The sequence below is a fragment of the Shewanella sp. SM74 genome (assembly GCF_025653725.1).
GTDB lineage: Bacteria > Pseudomonadota > Gammaproteobacteria > Enterobacterales > Shewanellaceae > Shewanella > Shewanella oncorhynchi.
Genome location: NZ_JAKKRZ010000003.1, coordinates 134,228 through 158,657 on the forward strand (window position 1 = coordinate 134,228; position 24,430 = coordinate 158,657).

General features: G+C 42.1%; 25 protein-coding genes, 1 tRNA gene and 1 pseudogene. 15 read left to right on the plus strand and 12 right to left on the minus strand.

The genetic code is table 11. The features are described from left to right. Nucleotides 1-2: 2 nt before the first annotated feature. The 7 genes from flgF to L5M49_RS04530 form a co-directional block, all read right to left on the minus strand. Nucleotides 3-746: a flagellar basal-body rod protein FlgF gene (flgF, locus tag L5M49_RS04500; RefSeq protein WP_105251930.1), complete on the minus strand. Its 744-nt coding sequence runs from the start codon at nucleotides 744-746 to the stop codon at nucleotides 3-5. Between the two features lie 173 nt (nucleotides 747-919). Further along, nucleotides 920-2,281: a flagellar hook protein FlgE gene (gene flgE / locus L5M49_RS04505; RefSeq protein WP_028761207.1), complete on the minus strand. Its 1,362-nt coding sequence runs from the start codon at nucleotides 2,279-2,281 to the stop codon at nucleotides 920-922. Nucleotides 2,282-2,363: 82 nt separating this feature from the next. Next, on the minus strand, nucleotides 2,364-3,134 hold the full coding sequence (flgD, locus tag L5M49_RS04510) for a flagellar hook assembly protein FlgD (protein WP_168824475.1): 771 nt from the start codon (nucleotides 3,132-3,134) through the stop codon (nucleotides 2,364-2,366). A gap of 24 nt (nucleotides 3,135-3,158) precedes the next feature. Continuing rightward, on the minus strand, nucleotides 3,159-3,575 hold the full coding sequence (flgC, locus tag L5M49_RS04515; protein WP_263265535.1) for a flagellar basal body rod protein FlgC: 417 nt from the start codon (nucleotides 3,573-3,575) through the stop codon (nucleotides 3,159-3,161). A gap of 2 nt (nucleotides 3,576-3,577) precedes the next feature. Next, entirely contained in the window at nucleotides 3,578-3,979 is a 402-nt protein-coding gene (gene flgB / locus L5M49_RS04520) for a flagellar basal body rod protein FlgB (protein WP_028761209.1), read from the minus strand. A 143-nt stretch (nucleotides 3,980-4,122) separates the two neighbouring features. Beyond that, nucleotides 4,123-4,962: a CheR family methyltransferase gene (locus L5M49_RS04525; RefSeq protein ID WP_168824478.1), complete on the minus strand. Its 840-nt coding sequence runs from the start codon at nucleotides 4,960-4,962 to the stop codon at nucleotides 4,123-4,125. 100 nt (nucleotides 4,963-5,062) lie between these two features. Beyond that, on the minus strand, nucleotides 5,063-5,983 hold the full coding sequence (locus L5M49_RS04530) for a chemotaxis protein CheV (protein ID WP_028761211.1): 921 nt from the start codon (nucleotides 5,981-5,983) through the stop codon (nucleotides 5,063-5,065). Nucleotides 5,984-6,188: 205 nt separating this feature from the next. Between L5M49_RS04530 and flgA the strand changes: the two genes are divergently transcribed. The 3 genes from flgA (at nucleotide 6,189) to L5M49_RS04545 (ending at nucleotide 7,723) form a co-directional block, all read left to right on the plus strand. Next, nucleotides 6,189-6,896, plus strand: a complete 708-nt coding sequence (flgA, locus tag L5M49_RS04535; protein WP_028761212.1) for a flagellar basal body P-ring formation chaperone FlgA — start codon at nucleotides 6,189-6,191, stop codon at nucleotides 6,894-6,896. 75 nt (nucleotides 6,897-6,971) lie between these two features. Beyond that, nucleotides 6,972-7,295: a flagellar biosynthesis anti-sigma factor FlgM gene (gene flgM, locus L5M49_RS04540; RefSeq protein WP_263201394.1), complete on the plus strand. Its 324-nt coding sequence runs from the start codon at nucleotides 6,972-6,974 to the stop codon at nucleotides 7,293-7,295. Nucleotides 7,296-7,297: 2 nt separating this feature from the next. Next, nucleotides 7,298-7,723 (plus strand): flagella synthesis protein FlgN, encoded by a 426-nt coding sequence (locus L5M49_RS04545; RefSeq protein WP_028761214.1) that lies wholly within the window; start codon nucleotides 7,298-7,300, stop codon nucleotides 7,721-7,723. 115 nt (nucleotides 7,724-7,838) lie between these two features. Here the strand turns inward: L5M49_RS04545 and L5M49_RS04550 are convergent, their stop codons facing one another. Both L5M49_RS04550 and L5M49_RS04555 read right to left on the minus strand, forming a co-directional pair. After that, complete coding sequence (locus tag L5M49_RS04550) at nucleotides 7,839-8,288, minus strand: LPP20 family lipoprotein (RefSeq protein ID WP_028761215.1); 450 nt, start codon at nucleotides 8,286-8,288, stop codon at nucleotides 7,839-7,841. Next, complete coding sequence (locus L5M49_RS04555; RefSeq protein WP_028761216.1) at nucleotides 8,285-8,917, minus strand: FlgO family outer membrane protein; 633 nt, start codon at nucleotides 8,915-8,917, stop codon at nucleotides 8,285-8,287. The genes L5M49_RS04550 and L5M49_RS04555 overlap by 4 nt, the downstream gene beginning before the upstream one ends. Nucleotides 8,918-9,197: 280 nt before the next feature. Between L5M49_RS04555 and L5M49_RS04560 the strand changes: the two genes are divergently transcribed. From L5M49_RS04560 to L5M49_RS04615, 12 genes and pseudogenes are all read left to right on the plus strand, one after another. Beyond that, complete coding sequence (locus L5M49_RS04560; protein WP_263265536.1) at nucleotides 9,198-10,364, plus strand: flagellar assembly protein FlgT; 1,167 nt, start codon at nucleotides 9,198-9,200, stop codon at nucleotides 10,362-10,364. A 55-nt stretch (nucleotides 10,365-10,419) separates the two neighbouring features. Continuing rightward, nucleotides 10,420-10,495, plus strand: a tRNA-Arg gene (locus L5M49_RS04565). A 211-nt stretch (nucleotides 10,496-10,706) separates the two neighbouring features. Continuing rightward, nucleotides 10,707-11,561, plus strand: coding sequence for a hypothetical protein (locus tag L5M49_RS04570; protein WP_263265537.1), 855 nt, complete (start codon nucleotides 10,707-10,709; stop codon nucleotides 11,559-11,561). An 18-nt stretch (nucleotides 11,562-11,579) separates the two neighbouring features. After that, the gene (locus L5M49_RS04575; RefSeq protein WP_263265538.1) at nucleotides 11,580-12,710 is read left to right on the plus strand and encodes a hypothetical protein; all 1,131 of its coding nucleotides are present in this window, start codon (nucleotides 11,580-11,582) and stop codon (nucleotides 12,708-12,710) included. A gap of 111 nt (nucleotides 12,711-12,821) precedes the next feature. Further along, nucleotides 12,822-13,010: a helix-turn-helix transcriptional regulator gene (locus L5M49_RS04580; RefSeq protein WP_263265539.1), complete on the plus strand. Its 189-nt coding sequence runs from the start codon at nucleotides 12,822-12,824 to the stop codon at nucleotides 13,008-13,010. After that, nucleotides 12,994-13,242 (plus strand): hypothetical protein, encoded by a 249-nt coding sequence (locus L5M49_RS04585; protein ID WP_263265540.1) that lies wholly within the window; start codon nucleotides 12,994-12,996, stop codon nucleotides 13,240-13,242. The genes L5M49_RS04580 and L5M49_RS04585 overlap by 17 nt, the downstream gene beginning before the upstream one ends. Then, the gene (locus L5M49_RS04590; RefSeq protein WP_263265541.1) at nucleotides 13,242-13,544 is read left to right on the plus strand and encodes a hypothetical protein; all 303 of its coding nucleotides are present in this window, start codon (nucleotides 13,242-13,244) and stop codon (nucleotides 13,542-13,544) included. Before L5M49_RS04585 ends, L5M49_RS04590 begins: the two co-directional genes overlap by 1 nt. Then, nucleotides 13,537-13,983, plus strand: a complete 447-nt coding sequence (locus L5M49_RS04595; protein WP_263265542.1) for a hypothetical protein — start codon at nucleotides 13,537-13,539, stop codon at nucleotides 13,981-13,983. The genes L5M49_RS04590 and L5M49_RS04595 overlap by 8 nt, the downstream gene beginning before the upstream one ends. 15 nt (nucleotides 13,984-13,998) lie before the next feature. After that, a pseudogene (locus L5M49_RS04600) lies at nucleotides 13,999-15,504 on the plus strand (replication endonuclease); the annotation flags it as partial. A 106-nt stretch (nucleotides 15,505-15,610) separates the two neighbouring features. Next, nucleotides 15,611-16,117 (plus strand): hypothetical protein, encoded by a 507-nt coding sequence (locus L5M49_RS04605; RefSeq protein ID WP_263265543.1) that lies wholly within the window; start codon nucleotides 15,611-15,613, stop codon nucleotides 16,115-16,117. Nucleotides 16,118-16,173: 56 nt separating this feature from the next. Further along, nucleotides 16,174-19,941, plus strand: coding sequence for a hypothetical protein (locus tag L5M49_RS04610; protein ID WP_263265544.1), 3,768 nt, complete (start codon nucleotides 16,174-16,176; stop codon nucleotides 19,939-19,941). A gap of 657 nt (nucleotides 19,942-20,598) precedes the next feature. Next, nucleotides 20,599-21,489 (plus strand): HNH endonuclease, encoded by an 891-nt coding sequence (locus L5M49_RS04615; protein ID WP_263265545.1) that lies wholly within the window; start codon nucleotides 20,599-20,601, stop codon nucleotides 21,487-21,489. Nucleotides 21,490-21,544: 55 nt separating this feature from the next. Here the strand turns inward: L5M49_RS04615 and L5M49_RS04620 are convergent, their stop codons facing one another. The 3 genes from L5M49_RS04620 to L5M49_RS04630 all read right to left on the minus strand — a co-directional run bounded on the left by L5M49_RS04620 (nucleotide 21,545) and on the right by L5M49_RS04630 (nucleotide 24,383). Continuing rightward, nucleotides 21,545-21,769 carry a hypothetical protein gene (locus tag L5M49_RS04620; RefSeq protein WP_263265546.1) on the minus strand — a complete coding sequence of 75 codons (225 nt, stop codon included), beginning with the start codon at nucleotides 21,767-21,769 and terminating at the stop codon, nucleotides 21,545-21,547. Continuing rightward, entirely contained in the window at nucleotides 21,753-22,559 is an 807-nt protein-coding gene (locus L5M49_RS04625; RefSeq protein ID WP_263265547.1) for a tyrosine-type recombinase/integrase, read from the minus strand. The genes L5M49_RS04620 and L5M49_RS04625 overlap by 17 nt, the downstream gene beginning before the upstream one ends. 852 nt (nucleotides 22,560-23,411) lie before the next feature. Then, nucleotides 23,412-24,383, minus strand: coding sequence for a PstS family phosphate ABC transporter substrate-binding protein (locus L5M49_RS04630; protein WP_113941039.1), 972 nt, complete (start codon nucleotides 24,381-24,383; stop codon nucleotides 23,412-23,414). Nucleotides 24,384-24,430 lie beyond the last annotated feature (47 nt).

Here is a 24,430-nt window from a genome sequence, read left to right on the forward strand (position 1 = left end):
TCCTAACTAATACGCATTAATGAGGATGAAGCGCGATCATTCTCTTCCGCGGTTTTCATCATCTTGACTTGCAATTCAAACTGGCGCTGAAGATCAATCAAAGACACCATTTCATCAACAGGGTTAACGTTACTGCCCTCTACGGCACCACTTTCAACTGCGACGAAAGGGTCAGCTGGTGCTGGTTCGCCTGACATTTGTCGAAATAATCCATCTTCACCACGCATCATCTGCGCATTGCCGGGATTAACTAACTTCAATCTAGCCACTTCTTCTATCACTTCAGCAGTCGCCCCCTGAGGGCGAACAGACACTATGCCATCCTGTGAAATTGACACTTTATCAATAGGTAATGGCAGCACTATCGGGCCAGCGTCCCCCATCACGGGATTGCCTCTGTCGTTATACAACATGCCCGTCGCATCGAAACTGAGACTACCTGAACGGGTATAAGCTTCACTGCCATCTTTCGCCTGAACGGCAAACCAGCCATCGCCTTTAATGGCAACATCGAGATCCCGTCCAGTGGTTTTTATCGGACCAGAGCGAAAATTAGCTGACGGAGATTCTGTCATCGCAAACACCCTTGAAGGCAACCCTTCACCGAAGGCTTGCATCGATCTGGCCTGCGCCATATCTGATTTAAAACCATCGGTATTAGCATTGGCTAAGTTGTTCGCACGGAGTGCCAGCTCATTCATATTTTGCTTAGCGCCACTCATGGCGACATAAAGGAATTTGTCCACAGACTGCTCCGTCAAATTTTCTACATGACAATATCAAAGCAAGCATCATGCCAATAAAAAATAACGTTTAATTTACTGATAGAATTGAAAAATATGAAAATGAAGTGATTTGACGGCAGGATAAAGGCTAAGTGTTGCCACTGGCGGCAACACTTAGTTAAATAAAGTAATGATTAGCGGATTTGTAATACGGTTTGTTGCAGCGTGTTATTCACTTCAAGGGTACGAGAGTTCGCTTGGAAGTTACGCTGCGCCGAAATTAAATCGACCAGTTCAGTAGTTAAATCGATGTTCGATTGCTCTAACGCCGATGAACTGATGCTACCAAAAGTTCCACTATTTGCCTCACCCGCTAACGCTGGACCTGAAGCTAAACTGGCTTTCCACGACGTATTACCCACTTGCGTTAAACCTTGTTCGTTAGCAAAACGAACTAAAGCAACCCGTGCTAAAGGCACGGTTGAACCATTAGAATAACTCGCGGTCACTAAACCATCTTCGCCGATTTCAACGTTAGTTAAGCGACCTACAGTCGTACCATCTTGCGTCAACTCAGTTGCACCAAAAGGAGCAGCATATTGCGTTGGGGCATTAAACTTCACAGTCAACTCTTGAGTACCATCGGCACCTGGCCCTAAAACACCCGCACCACTGACGCCCAAAGCCTCAGTCTTGACTATAGCAGGATCACTACCAGTGTAGACACCAACAGAATTGAACTTGAGTACAGAGCCTTTCCAACCACCAGCAGTTTGAGCTGTGCCCGTTGCATCAGGCGTACCATCGCCGGTGGTATCTGTTTGATAAGTACCAGCAGGACCGGCTAAATCGACTTGCTTTCCATCAACAGCATAGTAAGCCACCCAATTGTTCTCACCATTGTACGAACCATCTTTGGGCTTAACAAAATAAGTGGTCATAATATGTGGCTCACCGAGTGAGTCATAAATTGTCATTGATGTAACGTTATTGTAGGTTTTTGCATCTAGAGGATCGAATGCCGCGGGGTCGAGTGCACTTTCCTTAGCATTTAAGTTCATTTGTAAAGTAACATTCTCAGTCTTTACAGGGCTACCTGCAGTGTCTGGTATTTGTACCGGCTTAGCCGTCGTTAAACTCACTGATGTTGAGTTCCCATCTTTATCCACTGGGAAAGTTTGCAAATAATTACCAGCAGAATCAACCATGTAATTATTTTTATCGACCTTAAATGCTCCAGCACGGGTAAACGAGTGGTCTAATGTACCCAGTTCAGAGGCTGTAACGAAAAAGCCGCCACCTTTAATCGCCATATCAAGGGAGTTATTCGTCAACTGTAAGCTACCTTGATGGAATTGCTGTGCCACTTGACTCGTAGCAACACCACCACCGACAGCAGTTTTAGCATTTGAAAAAATAGAATTAGCGTAAACATCCGCAAATTCAGCACGGGACTCTTTAAAGCCAATGGTGTTCGCATTAGCAATGTTATTCGCCGTAGTGTTTAAATCTTTCTGCGCGGCAGAAATGCCACTCAATGCAATGTTAAACGACATAATTCACCTCTACACTTGACTCAATTCATTTATGAGCAACTTACGCCCAATTCGGATACTGCAAAAATTCTTTTATGCAAACTTAGGTTTCAGACACAGCTAACACATCGGTTAACTTGATGCCCATACCGCCTCTCAAGTTAAGAATCGCGCCAGTACTGGCCGTACCGAGAGAAACGCTGGTCACATGAGCATAGGTCGAGACTGGCAATTCTTGGGATTTCCCATCCACTAAACCACTCGCCTTGATCGTATAGTTACCTGCGGTTACAGGGTTTCCATCTTTATCGAGGCCATCCCAGTTAACATCGACATTGCCCCCCTTACTGCCATCAACTTTAAAGGTGGTCACAACTTGGCCTTTCTCATCCTCAACACGTACAGTAACTTCAGGAATTTTAGCTGGCGTGCTAATCACACCTTTTATTGTTGGGCTTTCAGCTGAAATGTTACCTGTATCAGTTGGGATCAATACCTTGCGACCAACAAGTCCTGATGCCTGTAATGCTTGGCTTGATGTCATAACACCGTTTAAATTAACGATTTCCTTATTCAACTTAGTAATACCATCAACCGTCGAGAATGATGCCATCTGCGCAATCATTTGGTCGTTGTCGACGGGCTTAAAGGGATCTTGCATCGATAACTGTTGGCTTAATAACGAGAAAAAGTCATCTTGAGTTAACTGCTGGCTTTTTGCTTCCGGTACTATTGAATCTTTTGGCAAACGTATGCCATCAAGAAACGGATTACCCGTTGAGCTGGTTGATGAATTCGTCGTAACGGCATTTGGCTGACTCTTATTTTGAGCCGTCTGCGCCGACGCTTGGTTAATTTGATTAATGAGGCTCACAGCTTACCTCCTAAGTAACACATGTTATTTACCCATCCCAAGTGTTTGTTGCAGCATAGACTTAGCTGCTTCAGCGACTTGAACATTCATTTGATATGAGCGCGAAGCAGAAATCATATCTGCCATTTCTTCCATGACATTAACATTCGGTTTATAAATAAAGCCGTCCGTATCCGCCATAGGATGATCGGGCGAGTATTCTTTCAGTAGTGGTTTATCACTTTCTACAATGCCTTTTACTGCAACGCCTTGAGAAGCTTGTTGCTGACTTTGGGCTTTAGCCATTTCGGCTTCAAAAATGGGATGACGGGAACGATAGGTCTTATCTACACTACTCGAGACGGAATCCGCGTTGGCTATGTTGCTCGCGGTGGTGTTTAGCCTGACCGATTGAGCAGACATTCCCGAGCCAGCAACATCAAATATGCTAAATAAACTCATGATTAATCCCCTCTCAACGCTTTCTTCATGCCACTAAACTTACTGTCTAAAAAACCTAGTGACATTTGATATTCAAGTGCATTTTGCATGAATGCCGATTGTTCCTGTTGGATATCAACAGTATTACCATCACCGGTATCGGGTTGATTTGGCACACGGAACTTAACAAATTGCCCAGTCAACTCCGCAAGCCCAAAATGCTTATCTGGCTCTTGCATTTCAAGACTATTTCGCTGCTGTTGGCCTCGAGCGGCCTGCATTGCCGCAGAAAAATCAACATCGCGGGCTTTGTAATGTGGCGTATCTGCGTTAGCGATATTGCTTGAAATAACTTCAGCCCGCTGCGCTCTAATACCGAGAGTGTATTGATGCACACCCAGTGCATTATCAAAATTGATCGCCATAAAATTGCCTCCTCGTGTTCTCACGAAAATAAAGCAATTCATGTGCCAACATCAGGAAAATTTTGAGAATAACAACAAGGATGAGCAAGTGATAGGTAAAAAATTACCGACAATTGTCGGTAATTTTCTTTAGAGCGGCTGAGTTAAGTCTTTTTCTGGTAATAAATGCCAGGGTTACAACGAACCATATCAAACTCGTCCGTTAAACCAGCGATAGATTCTGATGCACCGAGAAATAAAATCCCTTTGGGATTGAGAGCGGCAGCGAATTGCCGCAAAATTTTTGCCTTTGCCTCTGGTGCAAAATAAATCAGCACATTGCGGCAAAAGATAATGTCGAACTTGCCAAGCAGACTATAACTCTCAAGCAAATTATGCGCTCTAAAGTTCACCAACCGCTTCACATTATCCTTTAACTTCATATTACCTGAAGGTAATGCATCAAAAAACTGACGCTTACGTTCTTCAGATAAACCACGCGCTAATGCCAAACTATCGTACTCGGCATTTTTGCAGCGTTCCAACATGGAAGGAGATAAATCCGTTGCTTGAATCGAAGCACTACCAGCCAAGGCACCAGGCTTCTTCTGTTGATACTCAAGAATAGTCATAGCCAATGAGTATGGCTCTTGGCCTGACGAGCAAGCCGCAGACCAAATTTTAAGCGGACGCCCCAGACGACTGTATTCTGGTAGTAGGACATTATTCAACAACTCAAATGGATAACGATCACGGAACCAAAGGGTTTCATTGGTCGTCATAGCATCGATCACTTCAGCTCTGAGCGCACGCTCAGTAGGCTTCATCGAATGCTTAACCACATCAGATAAGGATGGCAGGTTATATTTGCCCATCAAAGGAGCAAGACGACTGCGCACAAGATATTGCTTATTTTCACCCAGTACGATGCCGCTGTGTTGCTCTAAGAACAACCTAAATTGATTATATTCAGCCTCAGCGAGTGATTTATTTGGCACATTCACATCCTAAATCCTATAGCAAGCACCAAAATCAGTGCGAAACCATCATGTTATAAAGTCGAGATTATAGCGTAAAGCGTATCTAGGTACTAACCGACAGCAATTACAAACTTAAATGCTTATTCACAGCAGCGGCCAGTTCGTCAGGATTAAACTTAGCGATAAAGTCATTGGCCCCCACTTTTTGAACCATTGCCTGATTGAATACACCACTTAACGAAGTATGCAGTACCACTTTAATATGCTTAAGCTTAGGATCATCTCGGATTTCAGCTGTCAGGGTGTAGCCATCCATTTCAGGCATCTCAATATCAGAGATGATGAGGGGGATCTCATCGGCCACATTATCCATCTCTTTGGCGATCTCTTTAAGCTTGTCTAATGCTTCGCGACCATCTTTTGCGGTATCAATTTGTAAATTCAATGACTCGAGTGAACGAATAATTTGTTTACGCGCCACGGCAGAATCATCAATAACCATAATATGGTAATGCTGAGTTCTGTCGAGGGTCAGTTTTTCATTGGCTTCTTCACTGATAGCCGTTTTAACTGGTGAAATCTCATCTAAGATTTTTTCCACATCGAGAATTTCAACTAATTCACCTTCAATTTCAGTCACAGCTGTCAGATAAGAATAACGGCCAGCACCTTGCGGCGGAGGCATAATCGCTTCCCAATTCATGTTGATGATCCGCTCAACAGAACTGACCAAGAAGCCTTGAACACTGCGGTTATATTCAGAAATAATGATGAAACAGTTTTCAGTGCTCGCTAAAGGTTTTCCCCCTGTTGCCGCACTCAAATCAATCACTGAAATGGTTGTTCCACGAATATGAGCAACACCCTTCACATAAGGATTAAGTTTAGGCAAAGTGGTCAGTGGTGGACACTGCAGTACTTCTTTCACCTTAAACACGTTAATCCCAAACCGTTGACGACCGTTTAATTTAAAAAGCAGTAATTCTAAACGGTTTTGTCCAACGAGCTGGGTTCGTTTGTTGACTGAATCAAGAATACTCGACATAACTCTGCCTTGTTGTTCTGTTTATGTTCGGCCCTATAACTCAGTTGAGTATAGGCATATTAATTGCTTACGTCTTATCTATCGATAAACATAGTCGAAACTGAGTCAATCTTCTGACAGTGATGCAAATTATTATTACAGTGGTCAGCTTCGAACTTAATAAAAGTATAGGTGCATTCTGGCGTTACAAGCTAGTCTCTTCATTATGAAAGTAAATTTAGTCTGTTTTTTTAGTCTTTTCACCCTCTTCATGCCCGCTTTTGCGAGTGCAGAGCCTATTGTCCCCACCGTATCGGCAATCTCAGAATTAGCTAAAGCGCTTATTTCAGAAAAAATATCCGTTCCAGAAAATGCCAAAGTAAATATTTCGCCACAGATGGTTGACGCAAGAATGCTGCCGTCACAATGTTCGTCTCCAATGAAAGTTGAACTGGCTAGCGATAGGGAAATTAGCCGTAATAACACCTTAAAAGTCAGCTGCGATACACAAGACTTAGCTTACCCTTGGCAAATCTATATCTCGGTTCGGGTGGATATCTTATTCCCCGTTGTTGTCTCAACCGAAATCTTAGCACCAGGCGAACTCATCTCTCCTAGTCAAGTAGAAGTCCGTTACATTGAACAAAATAGCTTGAGAGGTGCCGAATTCGATGACCCGAGTAAATTGGCTGGCGTGCGAGTAAAACGACGAGTAGCAAAAGATAATCCCATATTAAGTAACAACTTATGCTTCGTTTGTAAAAATGATTCGGTATCTATCTACGTTCGTTCTGGCTCATTCGAGCTCAAAACAGTAGGCGAAGCCCTACAAGATGGCAATAAAGGTGATCGGATCAGAGTCAAAAATAGCAGTTCAAACAAAGAACTAGATGCTATAGTCACAGGCATTGGCGAAGTTGAAGTAAGAATGTAAAATAATCTAAAGCTTTTTTGTAAGCTGCCGATACCCCAGTTAAGAAATCCCGTACACACGACGCTGGAGCCTAAAATGGCAATTGATATTAGCAAACTCAACACTGCAACGACTGCGCAAGTTCGTTCAGGCGCAACGAAAACGAGCAGCGATCAATCTGCTCAAGTTTCTACAAAATCGACAACACCACAGAGAAGCGACTCTGTGGTCATTACGGCCCAGGCACAACAACTTCAAGGAGCTCAGACTAAAATGGCTAGCCTTCCTGAAGTTGATCAAAAGAAAGTAGCAGAAATCAAACAAGCTATTGCCGAAGGTCGCTATAAAATTGACCCTGAAAAGTTGGCTGCCAATATTGCAAGTTTTGAAGCCGAACTTAATGACTTAAATAAAGAGTAACTATGACTGAAATAGCTAAACTGGTAGATCTACAACACGCCCATTTGGCTGTTCTTAAGCAAATCATACTCAAGGAAAAAGGCGCTTTGGTTGACCAAAACGCCGATTTACTGCTTTCCCTTGCTAACGAAAAATCGCAATGTCTGAAAGAACTAAAGAATAATGATGATATTCTGGCAAAACACAGTGATAAATCGCTACTCACTCAGCAAGTCGAACTCGTGCATAAAATGGCTGAGATCAAAGACGCATTGACTGAATGCAAAGAATTAAACGAACAAAATGCCAGTTTAATTGAGATGAATTTAGCGAGTTTAAATCGCTTTGCTCAAGCTTTACAAGCCAGCAGAAACGCCTCCAGCCTCACCTATAACGATAAAGGCAAGACCTCGACTATCTCAAGTTTAGGCAATGATTTAAAGGCCTAACAAGCGCATCACTCCCACTTAGCATTACCTTTTCTAAGCTCTGATTAGATATTAATGTCTTGTACAAAAAGAAAAGCCGCGTAAATACGCGGCTCAATACATGCTCTCAAAAACGCTAGAAATACGTCACTTCCTTCACTCGTTGTGGACGGTTCTGTTGTTGATAAAGCGCCCAAACCTGTGAAAAATCAAGTTCTAACTCAGTGACATAATGCTCGCCTGCTGGATAACTCTTAACGACTCGTGCACCGCGGATCACACCAGAAACTGACGCTTTGACATTATCGTCCGTCAACATCCAATCACTGACACTGCTGTTTGCCGTTATTTTCTGCCCATAAACTTGTTCCGCTAATTCACGATAAGCCACAATTTTTGATGCCTGCATAGCCATCAACACTCTTTGTGATTGCTCTTTAGCCGGTTGAGTCGCTAACGGCGCATATCCTATAGCCGTTAACTTAGGAAAACTCGGCGGCGGCACATCTTCCCATTGCACATATCTATCTTTAGCAGCGCAGCCAGTTAGCATTAGCGCCACAATAACTAAAAGGTAGCGTTTCATTTTCCATCTCCTAAAACACGCACTTCATTCATACCTGGACTCGCCTGACGATATAAGATGCCATTTTGTGACACAATTTGCTCCGAAGGCTGCATGTAGTTTGCCAACTCTTTTTGAGTCACAAAAGTTTGAGATGCCGATACCACGCGATTGTTACTAATGTTCACAATCCGAGTATTGATCGCCATACCATTGGTTACTACGCTCATAGTCGAAACGACAAGATGCTCAACAGGAAGATCTTTCGACAATTTTTGCCAATCTCGCGTCAAAATAAAATCCCCGTCAGATGTGACTCTCAAGCCATCAGCTAAGTTTAAATCCACCACATTAAACTGAAAGCTATGGAGCGATGTCATTAATCCTTGCTGTAACTGTTGCGCTAACGCATTAGTGCCATTCAAATCACCCACTAATACAGGTGTTGCAACTACGATAGGTTGATCAGAACGCAGAGCATCATTTTGCTTAACGAGCTCAGTCACTATTCGCTGTGCTAAATGGTTAATCACTGCCGTTGGCGGCAACCCATTGCCATCCACTAAACTCGGTTTGGGCGGCGTAACCGGTTTAGCTACACATCCACCTAACATTATCAATGTTAAGGGAATAATCACACGCTTTAGCATTGGATTTACCTCATCTATGGGTGCATTGGCAGTCAAGTGACTCACTTTCTAAGCTTCAAATTTTTAATGAGTAACAAAAACCAGCAATCTTCGGACCAATATTAACCTCAGTCCGACAATATTCTTCTATTACGCAGTATATCGACTGTAACACTGGAAACTTTATCAAAAGTTCTCATACTCAGGCACGAAATTTGCTTTATTGACATATTAGATTAAGAGTCAGAAAACTGGCTCGATTGGTAATATCGCCATTAGCTTAGCGATAAGGATTGAATTGATGCACATACCAGGTTCAGCTTCGCTCATCATTTTGAGCCTTTTACTACTTTCTTTGCCCACCAGAGCCGAATGGATAGAAGCCAGCGGAGAAGCAACTATTATCAATGGTAATACAGCTCAAGCAAGGGAAGAAGCGATTAATCAAGCTGTTAGCTATGCGACATTAAGCACAGGTATTCAAATATCCAGCGAGCAACAAACCTCTAATGGTAACCTCACACAAAATAACTTTGCGATAAATCGCAACGCCCAAGCCATAAACATCCAACTCGTTAGTGAACAAATTCAGGGAAATAAAATATATGTATCCCTTCGCCTCGATCTAAATGATGATCCAACACAACAGTGTCCTAATGGCCAATTAAAGGCCGCTATTTTAATACCTCAAACACAAATAAAAGATCGTTCTCAGCTTAGATATGGACAACTTTCAGGCTTTGAAGAGGTCATTTCAGAGGCGTTAGGGAACACTATAGAAGATTACTCTTCAACTGGCTTTAGTCACATCCATGCTAACGAGCGACTCGATATTGAACAAGACCTAGTGGATATTCGCGGTTATCGACTTCCAAGCTGGCTCAGTGAAATTACCGACAGCCAATATATTCTTCAACCGCAGATCATTGATATATCGATAGAGCCTGTACAACCCACCTTCTTAGGATTTTGGGATGAAGCTCCGCTAAGGCAATTTCAATTCAAACTCAGCCTCTATCATGGGATCAGTGGCGAAGAGGTCTGGAGCAAAAACTACAGCACATCGGCCCCATGGGAATTTGAAGAACAGGCTATCATTGCTCCCAACAGTAATAGATTCTGGCGTTCCTCCTATGGAAAAAGTATTACTCAATTAATATTGCAAGCTACCCGAGATTTAGACAGCACACTTAATTGCAGGCCATTACTTGGCCAAGTCGTTAGCCGACAAGCAGACAGGATTATATTAAATCTAGGCCGTAAACATGGCATTCGTGTCGGTGATAAATTCCAAGTAGTATTACAACAAAACTTACCCGATAGACTCAATGAAATGCGCGCCGTCGCGACCAAAAGTCGTGCAACGGTAAAAATTGAGCAAGTAAGCGAAGAAAGCGCCACCGCAGTACTTGTAGACCAAAATGCCGCCTACAATGTACAGATAAACGACATAGCGCTTAAGATTTAAGCAACTAAATCATAAGCCTTTTAATCAAAGATAAAACCAGTATAATCACTGTCGTCTCTTCATAGCTCAACAGGATAGAGCAGCCGCCTCCTAAGCGGCCGATCGGGGTTCGAGTCCCTGTGGAGAGACCATAAGTCACTTTTTATCTATAAAATTCAATAATTTACGGAATTTGAAAAATCCTGTGCCGCCTATGTGCCGCCATAGGAATGACGTTTTTTAGAATTTTTTTTCGTAACATTTTCAAAAATCCCCCTTTTGCCGTGTTCATCTCAGTTATGGACAATTAACCCTATTTCTAATACTTTTCCCTATGAGTTAACGAACAGGGAAAATAGCTTTATGACGGAAACTTCATCGCAAGAAAAGTTCACTCAAACACTCGAAGGGATCATCGAGCAATATTCAATTTCCGAACCACCCGAATTTTTGAAAGTCCTCATAGCTCTCCCTGACTCTCCAGATAAAGACAAAATGTTTGAAGATATGGATGAAGTATTTCGCGCCATAACTTCACCCTCTGAACTATCCAGCAAACTCCCCAAAGGCACAACTGAAGATACGGTCGCAAAAGAGCTGGCAAAAATTCCAGACAGTCAGAAAATCCTTAGTGAAGAACAGCAGAAAATGGTGGAGCTATTTATTGAAATGCTATCTTCATCATCGAGCAATGAATCTCAGATCGATATGAATTATGTACGAAGGTTCGCAAATGCCGATTTTCCGCTTTCATCGGACACGAGTGATGAAGATGAAACTGTATTAATAAACTTACTCAACAGCCAACCAGAGGCCATAGCTGAGTTTATGCAAGCGATGATGGCGTGCCACATGGCTGGAATGACCAAAGCAGCCAATCTACTAAGTCGCCTTTTTGCAGAGCACGTATTGGTCATTGAAAACGAAAGCTATCTGACACTTCAAGCTGACATAACCAAGCATAAAGAATTATTCGACAAAGCTTCTAAATCTGGAAGTTCAGGAAGAAATAAGCGTCATGGCACTAGAGATAAAGTCATGGCCTACGCCATCCAACTTTATAATCAACGAAATTACGATAATCCTCACCAAGCCGCACAGATGATTACAGAACAAGTCCTTGATTTCGCAAAAAGCGTTGGCTACTCATTTTCATCTCCATATCAAGCAACTAGAACAATTAATAGTTGGCTTAGTTCACAACAAACTAATAAATAATTTAAATGGATTTGTCCAATGATTAACCATAAAACTTCTTTAGTTACTGCGCTATTCTCCACAGGACAGTATCCAATTTTTAGCGCATACGCTGACCTGTTGATTGAATTTTTTACCGAGGATGAAAGCAACATTTGTGAATCCGATATGGAGATGCTCTCGATTGCATTGGGCGATGGCGCTCATAAGTTGTACATAGAAGCTCGGTCAAAAACCAGTCCATCTGATAAAATTGATTCTATTTTCAATAATTTCATTAAGCTAAAAATTGAAATTTTGACCTCAATCTTTACTAGAGGAAGTGAGCTATCAGCAAGGTCAAATCAAGCGGTTGCAAAACTACTATTTGGGCAATATAAAACCGTTCTCGACAATATTGAAATTAGAAGACAACAAGCAGTCAAAGAAAAACAAACTAAAGAGTTAGCCGAGAAAAAAGCTCAAGCAGATGAACTCCTGAAAAAACAGCTAGCAGCGGAACAAGCATATCAAGCAAGTCACATTGATTTTGATGATTTCGAAATTCACGGCGTAAAGAAAAACTCGCGAGTCGACAAGCTTCTGAACCAACTTCGCAAAAAGCCAATCACCCAAGAAGAAATGATCTGGCTTTCTGACGTAGGCTTTTACAATGAACTTATTGAGCAAAAAAATAATATTCAATTAGCTCACCAGCATTATCAAAACTGGAAACAGAAAAACATGCCTTGGGAGCTGGTCAATGCAAGTGCAGCCTACAGAAAAGGTGGCGAACTAAAGAAAATCCGAAAGACACTAAATGAACAGTATCCATTTACCCATTCAGGGAAAGACAAAAAGCTGAAGTCAGCTCTATTAACGACCTTTGGCGGGGTCTGTAGAGATCAAGAAGACTTCACCAGAGGAATAGAACTTGGGCATGAAGCACATAAAGTGACACCTTTAAATTTCAGGCCATGCACCTTGCTTGGAGCGATTTATCTATCAACTGGTGAGTTTGACCTAGGTCATGAATGGTACGGTAAAGCAAAAGATAGAGGGTTCACTCAAAATGCTTATGACAACGATATCAAATCCGTTTATTTCAGAGCCAGTGATGAAATAAAAAGCCGCCTTAAGCAAAACCTTATTGCAACTGGTCACAAATATGACTGGCTTAGTAAGCCTTAAGTATTACCGTGACAGGGTGTGACGGTACTGTCACACCCTGTGACGTGAATACATCCTAACCCCTCACAATTATCTTAACTCCTGACAAATCTACTTTAATCAGGAGTTACCATGAACGATCTATTACTCAGCCCGACCGAGGTCGCCGAATTTCTCGGCGTCACCATCGGCACTCTATCCGTTTGGCGCTGTACTGGCCGCTACCCATTGCGCTTTGTTAAGGTTGGCCGCTGTGTTAAGTACCGTCAAAGTGATGTTGAATCCTTCGTTAACGGGAGGGTTTATGATCACACTCTTTAAATTCGGTTTCCTGTTTTGCGTCATCATTCAATTAGCGATGATCGACCACACACTTCAACAATGCCAAGAGACCATTAGGCTATATAACGAGTCCAAGTACCCGTTAACGGGTACCGAGACCGAAATCGAAAAGGTGTACCCGTTAACAAACAATGACTCTGTTAACGGGTACACCTTAAAAGCCACTGACCAAAAGCAAACAGTTCCATTACATAACGGGGAGGTTAAATAATGATGACCTCCTCTTCTATCCCCATGCCTAAGCTCACCGATGAACAACTTGAGTTCGCCCTATGGCTTGCGCAAGGCAATTACGCCTATTGCTGCATCGAAGTCTGCCAAGACATTGGCAAAGTCGATGGCCTAGAAACCTTTAACGGTCACTTTCAAAAACGCACCTTGTTTCGGTTAAAACGTGAAGGACTACTTACTGAAGCAACAGTGTTTGAGATGGGCATTCGTTGGCAAAAGCTCACGCTTAACGAGCGAGGTAAGCAATTACTGACTAACAGCGAGGTAAAAGCACATGCTTAATGTCCATGAACACGATAAGCAATGGCTTGATAATAAGCTCTATGGTCTGCCCTCACCTCATCGTATAGCGATTATGCGGCAATATCGTAAGAAGCCTAATCGCCGCGAAGCCAACTTAAGCGTGTTACACCTGACTACACGCATTGCCGCCGTTATGGGTAAAGACAAACATTTTTACCACATCAATATTGAGCAGCAAGATATAAGCGCAAAGGCAAAGCAACACGCCCGCCGCTGTATACAGATCACAGCGCAAGCAGAAGGTAAGGGATTACTCACTATTTACAGCACGCTATTGCATTACATGGCGTGCTATAGCATTAAGCCGCCAAAACTGAGCGAGACAATTATCAACCATCTTAAGTTGGACACACTTGATGAGATTGAGCTTGCCCAAGTCTATGGCGCACTCGCCCGCGCTGGCGATGAAATTTGGTGAAAGCGGAAATTAAGAAAACAGCGCAATCTGCAAATTGAAACCATTTCATGGGAACTCAATTTGGTCAGTAAACAAAAAGGCATTTATGCCAGTAACATTACCGTCAGCAATTTTCAGACCCAATGGCAGAACAATCAACAGCTATTAGAAAACACCATAGCCACCAACGAACACGGTTATAGTGCAAGTCTTGCCGAATTATCCAAGCTCAATGTCTCTAACCCCGCTATTCGCAAGGCCGAGTTGATGGTTCGCATCCGTGGCTTTGAAGATTATTCCAAAGAGATGGGCTATAGCGCCCTATTCTTAACCATGACTACACCGTCTAAATACCATCGCTGTTTTGCCAGGACGGGCGATGAAAATCCCAATTGGAACGGCGCAACCCCACTCGATGCCCAAGAATACTTAAATCGCACCTTTGCCCGCATTCGTGCCGCCCTTGCCCGTGAACAAGTCACCCCTTTCGGTTTTCGGGTAGCAGAGCCACACCATGACGGCACCCCACACTGGCACTTACTGTTATTTGTCCCAAGTGAGCAACAGCAAACCTTAGTCGATACCTTCACACACTATTGCTTAGAGGAAGATGGTGATGAGCAAGGCGCAAAGGAGCGCCGCTTTAAAGTGGAATATATCGATCCCGCTATTGGTTCAGGAACGGGTTACATCATGAAGTACATTAATAAAAACATCGATGGTGAAGGGATTGAATACGACAGCTACGGCAAAGATGCCACCACCTCAGCAATACGGATAAAAGTATGGGCGTCCTGTTGGGGCATACGGCAGTTTCAACAAATCGGTGGCGTTGGTGTAACCCCTTGGCGCGAATTAAGACGCCTAGACGCAATTAAAGATCCATCACTTAATTGGATAGAGGCCATTCGCCAAGCAGCCGACAGCAGCAACTGGGCTTTATACACTCAGCTTATGGGTGGCGTGTTTTGTAAACGTGTCGAGCAAACCATTCGTCCGCTATATAAAACCCAAACCAATGCGCTCCAAGCCGGTATCATCAACAGTGGAGCAACTAACACACAAAGCAAGCCAATTGCCGCATTAATCCAACAACAATCCCGAAACGCATTGCAGGAATGCGGGAATAGCCAGAAAAAATGCAGAAATCATCCCGAAAATTCCGAGAATCTATTGCAGGGCGATTTCAGGAACATGCCGGAACCATCTCGGGAATTTCAGGACTACGATTCAGGAATGCAGGAAATCATTTCAGGAACTGTTGCAGGGGCTCTGGAATTAGCCTCAGGGGTAGATGCGGGATTGACTTCGGAGCTAGCTTCGGGATTAGATGCAGGAGTTGCAGGAGCAAATCCCGAAATTGCCCCAGAACACTATCAGCCACTCAAAACCAATCGCTATGGCGATGCTGCACTAACCCAGCTAAAGGGGATTGTCTCTTTCGGTGTGGAGATCATTACCCGCGTCTATACATGGACGCTAGCAACTAAGTCTCAGGCTCAGAAAACGCTTTTTTGCTCTAACTTGGAGTTCTGTCAATAAGTGTACAGATGGTATAAAAATGTATTATCAATTAGAGATAAAAATAATATAAAAAAACAAAATAAGATCCTATTAAATAGTTTTAATAATCACTTAGGGATGAGTAATGGATCCATTGTCACAGCTATTCGCAGCCTATCTGGAGATGGTGAGCAATAACATCACCAATGCCTATGTTGATGCAGCAAACACCACTGTCACAGACCAAACTCTCACCTACAAAGGAACCAACATTCGATTCCAGCACTTTCTCTGGCAGGTAAAGCAAGAAAGTGTCTGTGCAAACCTTAAGCAGCAAGCAACCGCCTACTCCAAGTGCACTCTGCAAGCAAAAGCAATGTTCACCGATTTGTGCAATCAGCTTTCGACCATGAAAAACATTAACTCAAAAGGTCGGAGCCTGACTCAGATGTACTGTAACGCATCCCTTAACTACAAACCCATAATCGCCACCATAAGTGCACCTGCTCACAAAAAAGACCAACAGCTTAAAGAGAAGGTATGCAACCAACTTATCTTAAAGACGATGCAGGACAACAGCCCAGAATTAGCTAAACGAAGGGACGAAACGTGTGCTCAGACAAAGTTTAATGAAACAACTCAGATAAAATAGATTCTTAGCAAAAACCTTTTATCGGCTTAAAAGAATATAATTTAGGATAGGTGAATATGACTAGACCTTTTAAAGTTGAATCAGAGGATGTTAACCGTCTAACTGATATTCAATTAACGCAGCTATTAAATGAATTATTGCAAGCTGAGGCGTATAAGTTCGAAATAAAGCAGCGTGCTGTAGAAGTAGCATTGAATATCCGTGTTGGTGATGGTGGGGAAGATGGTCGTATTAGTTGGATTGAAGGGCCCGACCAAACAGATTACATCCCTAATCGCCTAACATTATTTCAAAATAAAGCGACAGAAATGGGGTCCGCAGATTATGCAAATGAAATAATGACAACAGCAAGAAAAGACTATCCAAGCGTGTTAAAGCCAAAGGTTGCTGAAGTATTAGACCAAGGGGGCGCATACATCGTTTTTACCACGCAAGAATTAAACAAACTGCAAAAAGATGCACGCATAACAGCTATAAGAAATAAGCTCGAAGACCAAAATAAAGAATATGCTAAGACTTGCATCATTGATATTTATGATGCTGCTCAAATAGCTGCATGGACGAATAATTTCATTTCAGCAATAGTTTCTGTTCAACATTGGGTCGGAAGGCCCATGGAACGCGGGTTAAAGCCTTTCAACATGTGGAGCGAAGATGAAGATTTGTCTCGTCTCCCTTTTGCGGCCGTAAATAGTAGAAATGATATTGTTGCAACGCTTATTAAAAATGTCTCAACACCAAAATCGTGTTTTCGCATTATAGGCCTATCCGGCTTGGGTAAAACGAGAACCGCCTTTCAGGTTTTTTTTGAAAATGAAGCCATAAGAAATTTAGTTGTTTATGTCGATGCCAATCACGCTCCCACAATTGATGCACTAGTTGCAGATTGGGTTGGATTGGGGTTGAGGGCAATTTTGGTGGTTGATAATTGCGAGTATCGTTTACATGAACGTCTCGTTAAAGAAGTTTGCCGTACAAGTAGTCAAATAAGCCTCTTGACGCTGGACTACAACATGGAATCTGTATCAGCTCCTACCGTGTGTTTTAGACTAACCCCAATGACTGATGAAGAACTATTTCAGTTGTTAACCCCTATATATAAAGACCAACTACCTGATCTTGATAGAATTACATCATTTGCACAAGGTTTTCCTCAAATGGCTGTTTTATTGGCACAAGCCCGTTTAACCGAAGACCCTCGGATTGGCGAACTCACAGAAGACGAATTGGCAAACAAGTTATTGTGGAGGCGTGGCGAAACTGAAAGCCCTGAACGGATAAAGGTATTGCAGGCTTGTTCTCTGTTTGATGTATTTGGAGTAGAAAGAGAGGTAGAAAATCAACTTGAATTTATTGCAACTGTTATTGATATACCTGTCGACAATGTATACGAATGCGTTCAAGAATATTCAGCGAGAGGGCTAATTGACCGTCGAGGCCGGTACGGCCAAGTTGTTCCAAAGCCATTAGCTATTAGATTAGCGGGTCAATGGTGGAGCAAAACTAGAGAAAGAAAACAAATAGATTTAGTGGATAAAATTCCAGAGGGAATGATTGAAGGGTTTTGTCATCAAATAGAAAGGATGGATTTTCACCCGGATGTTAAACAATTAAGCGAAAAGCTTTGTGGCCCCCAAGGCCCTTTTGGCCAAGCGGAAGTGATCTTATCGAACCGGGGTTCTAGACTCTTTCGCTCATTTGTAGTTGTGAATCCCGAATCTACCTGCGAAGCACTCTATAAAATACTCAGTGCAAAAAACACTCAGCAACTTCATGCGATCGATGGTTCTATTCGAAGAAATTTGGTGTGGGCGCTTGAAAAACTATGTTTTCACTCTGGTATATTTTCAGAGGCTGCATGGTGCATGTTGCTTCTAGCGTCATCAGAAAATGAAGCTTATGGTAACAACGCAACGGGAATATTTTCTCAGCTATTCAGCATTTACCTTTCTGGTACAGCTGCCACACCTCAAGCCCGCTTTACGCTCCTAAATCGGGCTTTAGAGTTACATCAAGATTCTGTAGATATGGTTGTATTAGAAGCACTTGAGCAGGCGATTCGCCCAGATGGCGGCACTCGTATGGTAGGCGCTGAGTATCAAGGTACTAAAGCGCCCCTTCAAGAATGGAAGCCAAGAATTTGGCAGGAAATTTTCGATTACTGGCAAGAGGCCTTTGATTTACTTATATCCCTGCTAGTAAGGGGAGACAGTCAAAAAGAAAAAGTACTCTCAACTATAGGCCACTCAATACGCAGTTTTGTTAGTCGGGGGCGCCTAGAGATGCTGGACTCTGCAATACATAAAATAATCGCAGTTAATGGTCGATACTGGCCTGCCGCTTTGGAAAGTATCAAACACTCTTTTGAGTATGACACAACGGGATTGAAGCAAGAGGCCATTGAATCGCTTAATAATTGGCTAAAACTACTTAGCCCAAATGAAGCGGGGTTACCCGAAAAATTAAAGATACTCGTGATAAATCCGCCTTGGGAGCACCGCAAAGACGAAGAAGGTCACTACATCGATGTAGCTTGTGAGAATGCCATGGCTTTCGGAAGAGAAGTGGTAGAAGATCTAGAAGCACTGATACCTCATCTCGACTTACTTCTACAAGGTGAGCAAAGGCACTCTTTTTCCTTTGGCTATCAGATAGCTCTGAGCCTTGAAGATTCGACGCACCTGTTAAAGCAGTCCTTCGCACAGCTTATAAAAAGTGATCCTGCAAACCCTCAATTTATTTTAGGAATATACCGAGGAATATTTAAAAAATCACAAGAACAGTGGCAACAAAATATCGATAAACTATTAGAAGATGAAAATCTTATTCGTTTATATCCTGATGTTATTGGCACAGGGGAAATTCAAAAGCTACATCTGGATAAATTATTAGATTTAATTCACAGAGGGCTAATACCATATAATGCTGCTGATAAATTAAGTTATGGAAGTGTCACTTCCGATATAGATCCGGCAACAATGATGGATTTCTGTTTATCTCTTGCTCAGTTCAGCGAAGACGCAAGTTGGACAGCTTTAAGCGTGATCTACATGTATTGTTTTAGCAAAAGCGGAAGCATTAAATTACTCAGCAATCAACTGAAACAGCTCGTTTCAAGCGTGCCATTACATAGAGATTCTCGCGGAACAACAAGAGATACTTATAATTGGTGTGACTTGGCTGAAAAGTTGTTAAAAGAACCAGATGAGAGTTTTGCGATAGCATTAACTAACCAGCTTATTGAAGCTTGCAAGTACGGCTTAAATCATGGTGATATTTTGCATTATACAAAGCCGTTACTACTCAATCTTATGCGCGAGTATAGTAATAAATTATGGCCGATATTTGCGACTACTATTAGCCAAGCGAAGGGAATGGAACTGTATTGGTTGCAACAATTGCTTGATCGTGAAAACAGTTTATCGAGCCAGTTACCAAGTGTCTTATCTGTAGTACCGGTTGAGAGTGTGATCTCATGGTGTAACAAACAACCTGAAGTTGGGCCAAGTTTCGTTGCTAGCTGTATAAATATCTTCGAAACCGTCGATAATAATCCGCAACCTTCGGATTTGTTTATAGCATTACTTGAGAGTTTCGGGAATGATGAACGAGTACAAAGTTGTCTCTGGGCGAATATGAGAACACGCGGATGGTCAGGCTCACTAGTACCTTACCTTGAAGATGACAAAGCAGCGCTAAGTCCATTGTTGGAGCATAAAAATGACAAAGTCAGGACGTGGGTGAAAGCTCAAATCGGCTATATTGATCAGGAAATTAGTCATGAGTCAGTTAGAGATGAAGAGAGAGATTTAGGACTATTCTGAATCAAATTTTTTTGCACAAACCCAGCAAGACCACATTGGTGATCCCAAGCTCTCACCTGACCTGCTCTATGTCCAAGTGGGCATAAGTGCTTGTTGTGATACTGATATCGCTATGCACAAGAAGCGAGCCGTTGGATTGCTAAAGGTTTTACACTAGAAAAGACCTTAGAGTATAAACGCCAAGGTTTGACTGTAGCAGGCTAAATAATCGAAAGTTTCTCAAACAGCTCTCGTCTTTCATCATCAGAGAGCTGTTCAATCTCTCTGACTAATTTATCGACTTTCGAATCTTGAACGTAAGTACCTAATAGCTGCGCCGTGGTGATGCCTAGCTCTGCCCTCACCTGTTCAACATCTAAGTGGGCATAGGTGCTGGCTGTGATACTGGTTCTTGTATAAATCCCTAGGGCTATGACCTAATAGTTTGCTGGTGGTTTGTTACCGCCTCGCATCACGCTTCAGCTGGCGATAGTTTGTGAGAGCCTTAAATCGTCAATGGTGCAATGGGTAATGCTGCTAGTTCCAAGTAAAACTTATTTATCTTATCTTTCAGTTTAAAGCAAAATTCATCTAAATATATGTTTGCAAAGTCCAAAAAAAATTCTAAGCTTAATTAATAAATAACTTATAAAACAATTTGCATAGGGATTATGCGTTATGATTCATAAAACACCATTCGAGTACCCTGATGACTATCTTAAAATCTGGAAAGTATCTGGTAAAAATGCGGCTAAAATTATTCAAAATGAATTCTTTAAGGATGTAAAACCAGCTTCGGTTAGTGCCAGATTTCAAAAAACAACAAAAACTTTTTGGTTATTAATTAATTCACCATCACCTAATATTCGATTGATATCCATAAAACTTAGGCAACCAATTCCATATTCTCAACTTTCAGTTCGAGTATGGTTTTATGAACTTAATAAGGAGCTTGTTAATGATGTAATTAATTGCAAAAAAGCGTCAATTAATGGCCATTTAGTTAGGTGCTATAAAGCTGAAAATATCACTTATGAATACTCGACAAAAGAAACCCCTATAATTGGAGTTGAGTATATCTTTGATGACATTCATTCACTATCAGATGAAAATGAAGTTAAAAATACAATGCTCAGCTTCATGCGAGGAGCATTACTTCATATAGATTCTGTTTGTAACGGCAATGTCGAAAACAATATATTAAATGATTTCACTGATGAAATATCAGAATATGAGTTAATGCAGAATAAAAGTGTTTTTTTTGAGGGCGGAGCAACTAAAATCTATGTGAATAAATATGAACGAAATATTAATGCTCGTAATGCATGTATTAATCATTACAAAGCTATTTGCAGCGTTTGCAATTTTGATTTTCACAAAACATATGGGGATATTGGTAAGAATTTTATACATGTACACCATAAGGTTGATCTCGCAACAATAAATAAAGAATATCAGGTAGATCCCATAAACGATTTAATCCCTGTTTGTCCCAATTGCCACGCAATGCTGCATAGAACCAAACCTGCAATGAAGATTGAAACCCTTAAAAATCTCATTAAATTATAAATTTAAGTGAATTAGTAGCTCTCTCATTTCATCCCCTGAGAGCTGTTCTATTTCCCTAACTTAACCTATCAACCTTGGATTCATGCTGGTAAGTCCCAAGTAAGTGCGCCGTAGTGATCCCCAGCTCTACCCGCACATTTTCAATGTCTAAATGGGCATAAGTGCTGGCGGTGATACTGATATCACTATGACCTAACAACTTACTTGTAGTTTGAATATTGCCACCGCGCATCACACTCCAACTGGCAATGGTTCGCCGCAGGTCAATGGATAGTGACATTATCCTCTTTTGCGGTAACAGACTTCTCAGGACTTCGCAGCCCTGCCCGCTCTGTGATGCGATACCAGAAGCTGCCTTTACCCGCATTCTCGGTAATATGACCTGAATGACTACGCTCGGCAGGGAACACATATTTAACGCCTTGAGCGGCCTCATGGCTGCGGCGCTCAAGAATCGCCATCACCTCTTTGGTTAACGGCACCGCATGGGGCTTTTTAGATTTAATTTTACTGGTCGGAATAATCCATACTCCGCGCTGATGATCTATCTCGCGCCACTCCATACTGAACACGCAGCTTTTACGCTGCCCAGTTAACAGCAATAGCATGACTACATCACGATAAAGCGGCGCTTCAAATTCTAATGACTCGAGTAATGCCCGCACCTCATGCTGATTCAAAATCCGCTCACGCTTCACCGCCGCCAATTTTTTAATGCGGCCAAAGGGATTAATTGCTTGCTCGTTAAACATCGACTTGAGCAAGGTCAGGCATTTGTTACGCACTGCAGCAGAGTTTTTGGTGATAATCAGCTTAAGCAGGTTTTCGGCTTCGACAGTGGTGATACTCTCAACAGGTAAATGGGCAATGCGCGGCTGAATATGGTTCTTCCATGTGGATTGAATATCCTTAAGGGAATTGAGTCGCCGCTCTCCCGTCTTGATTTTGACCATAAACTCAGCTTCGAAGGAATCAAACAATTGTTGAACGCTGATAGACAAGGCTTCTTTGCGCTCAGCTTCAAGCTTGGCAAGGCGTTTCGCTTCGTTCGGATTTGCCCCTTCTACCAAGTCTAAGGCAATGTGCTTGGCCTATTTACGGGCGTTCTCTATGGTTAAATGCGGGAACTCCCCTATAGTGACAGTGACGTCTTTACCTAAACGCTTGCGGCGAAAGCGAAAAAAAATTTTCCCGATGGGAAAACATCTAGGATTAAGCCATTAATTGAGTCTCTATGGCCGAAATCCGCAATTCTGAAGCGTTTTTGACCGATTCAGAGCTGTTCGAAAGCACGTTTTGTGAAGCTTTTTTCAATGTTCATAATGGCTTAGCCTTAAATCCTATGCAGCCTATGTGACACTATAGGGATTAATTTAGACTAAAATACAGTAATTTGAGTTAATGTCAAAACCACATAAAATACACTTTAAAACATGTTTTATAATGATTTATTAATTTCAGATAATTTTCGTTAATATCGTGAACCATCTCCTGCGGAGAGACCGATATTCACTTTTTAACCTTAAATTTCAATAAATTACAGAAACTAAAATTTTTTTGACTGCTTATGTGCAGCCATAGGAATGACAGTTTTTAGAAATTTTTTCGTAACATTTCCAAAAATCCCCGTTTTGCCCTTTTCATCTCAGTTATGGACAATTAACCCTATTTCTAATACTTGCCCTATGAGTTAACGAACAGGAAAAACAGGTTTGTGACGGAAATTTCATCGCCAAAAAAGTTCACTCACACACTCGAAGATATCATCGAATCCCAAGATTCCGAATTGGAATTTACAGCAACCTACTTAGGTTGCTTTTTTTATGTCTTTAATTTGGTCTAAACCTGACATCATCACACATTTAAAACCACAAAAACAAAAAGGACCTCCTAAGAGGTCCTTGATTAACAAGCCGTTTGGCTTACAAGCGAATACCTACTTGCTCTAAATCTTTAGCAACTACGCTATTAGGCACTGGCACATAGCCATCTTTCTCTACCACTTGCTGACCTTGCTTAGACAATACATAACGCAGGAATTCTTTTTCCATTGGTGCTAAGTCTTTGTTTGGTTGCTTGTTCACGTAAACGTATAAGTAACGTGATAGTGGGTAAGTACCATTAGCCGCGTTTTCAGCTGTAGCTTCGATAAACTCATTGCCTTTCTTAGCGATGGCAACAGCTTTAACACCTGCAGTTTTGTAACCGATACCTGAGTAGCCAATCGCATTCAGAGATTGAGAAACAGATTGCACAACAGAAGCTGAACCAGGTTGCTCGTTTACGTTAGCTTTAAAGTCACCTTTACAAAGCGCGTGCTCTTTAAAGTAACCGTAAGTGCCCGATACTGAGTTGCGACCGTAAAGTTGAACGTCTTTGGCAGACCAGTTACCGTCTAAGCCTAAATCGCCCCAACGTTGGATGTCACTGCTACCACATTTGTGAGTAGAAGAAAAAATGCCATCAACTTGCTCAACGCTTAAGCCTTTGATTGGGTTATCTTTGTGCACGAATACGGCTAAAGCATCGATAGCTACACGAATCGCAGTTGGTTTATAACCAAAATGCTTTTCGAACGCTTCAACTTCATTAGGCTTCATCTTACGGCTCATAGGACCGAACTGTGAAGTGCCTTCAGTCAACGCTGGTGGCGCAGTAGAAGAACCCGCCGCTTGGATCTGAATGTTGACGTTAGGGTACATTTGTTTAAATTCTTCTGCCCAAAGTGTCATCATGTTGGCTAAGGTATCTGACCCTACAGATGATAAGTTGCCAGATACACCGCTCGCTTTTTCATAAGTAGGCAGAGATGGATCAATCGATGCCATCGCAGTGGCAGAGAATACACCAGCGGCTGTTAGAGTAATCGCGCCGACAAGCTTTTTCAGTTTCATTATGTGCTCCAGTAGTAAGCTAACTAATTTGTAACTTAAGTTTCTTC

Coding starts and splice junctions, on each gene's coding strand:
- L5M49_RS04560 (WP_263265536.1), top strand. CDS start 9,198: ATGCACATACCAGGTTCAGCTTCGCTCATCATTTTGAGCCTTTTACTA.
- L5M49_RS04610 (WP_263265544.1), top strand. CDS start 16,174: ATGACTAGACCTTTTAAAGTTGAATCAGAGGATGTTAACCGTCTAACT.
- L5M49_RS04545 (WP_028761214.1), top strand. CDS start 7,298: ATGACTGAAATAGCTAAACTGGTAGATCTACAACACGCCCATTTGGCT.
- L5M49_RS04580 (WP_263265539.1), top strand. CDS start 12,822: ATGAACGATCTATTACTCAGCCCGACCGAGGTCGCCGAATTTCTCGGC.
- flgC (WP_263265535.1), bottom strand. CDS start 3,575: ATGAGTTTATTTAGCATATTTGATGTTGCTGGCTCGGGAATGTCTGCT.
- L5M49_RS04530 (WP_028761211.1), bottom strand. CDS start 5,983: ATGTCGAGTATTCTTGATTCAGTCAACAAACGAACCCAGCTCGTTGGA.
- L5M49_RS04630 (WP_113941039.1), bottom strand. CDS start 24,383: ATGAAACTGAAAAAGCTTGTCGGCGCGATTACTCTAACAGCCGCTGGT.
- flgM (WP_263201394.1), top strand. CDS start 6,972: ATGGCAATTGATATTAGCAAACTCAACACTGCAACGACTGCGCAAGTT.
- L5M49_RS04585 (WP_263265540.1), top strand. CDS start 12,994: ATGATCACACTCTTTAAATTCGGTTTCCTGTTTTGCGTCATCATTCAA.
- L5M49_RS04595 (WP_263265542.1), top strand. CDS start 13,537: ATGCTTAATGTCCATGAACACGATAAGCAATGGCTTGATAATAAGCTC.
- L5M49_RS04575 (WP_263265538.1), top strand. CDS start 11,580: ATGATTAACCATAAAACTTCTTTAGTTACTGCGCTATTCTCCACAGGA.
- L5M49_RS04620 (WP_263265546.1), bottom strand. CDS start 21,769: ATGTCACTATCCATTGACCTGCGGCGAACCATTGCCAGTTGGAGTGTG.
- L5M49_RS04605 (WP_263265543.1), top strand. CDS start 15,611: ATGGATCCATTGTCACAGCTATTCGCAGCCTATCTGGAGATGGTGAGC.
- L5M49_RS04590 (WP_263265541.1), top strand. CDS start 13,242: ATGATGACCTCCTCTTCTATCCCCATGCCTAAGCTCACCGATGAACAA.
- L5M49_RS04550 (WP_028761215.1), bottom strand. CDS start 8,288: ATGAAACGCTACCTTTTAGTTATTGTGGCGCTAATGCTAACTGGCTGC.
- flgB (WP_028761209.1), bottom strand. CDS start 3,979: ATGGCGATCAATTTTGATAATGCACTGGGTGTGCATCAATACACTCTC.
- L5M49_RS04555 (WP_028761216.1), bottom strand. CDS start 8,917: ATGCTAAAGCGTGTGATTATTCCCTTAACATTGATAATGTTAGGTGGA.
- flgE (WP_028761207.1), bottom strand. CDS start 2,281: ATGTCGTTTAACATTGCATTGAGTGGCATTTCTGCCGCGCAGAAAGAT.
- L5M49_RS04615 (WP_263265545.1), top strand. CDS start 20,599: ATGATTCATAAAACACCATTCGAGTACCCTGATGACTATCTTAAAATC.
- L5M49_RS04570 (WP_263265537.1), top strand. CDS start 10,707: ATGACGGAAACTTCATCGCAAGAAAAGTTCACTCAAACACTCGAAGGG.
- flgA (WP_028761212.1), top strand. CDS start 6,189: ATGAAAGTAAATTTAGTCTGTTTTTTTAGTCTTTTCACCCTCTTCATG.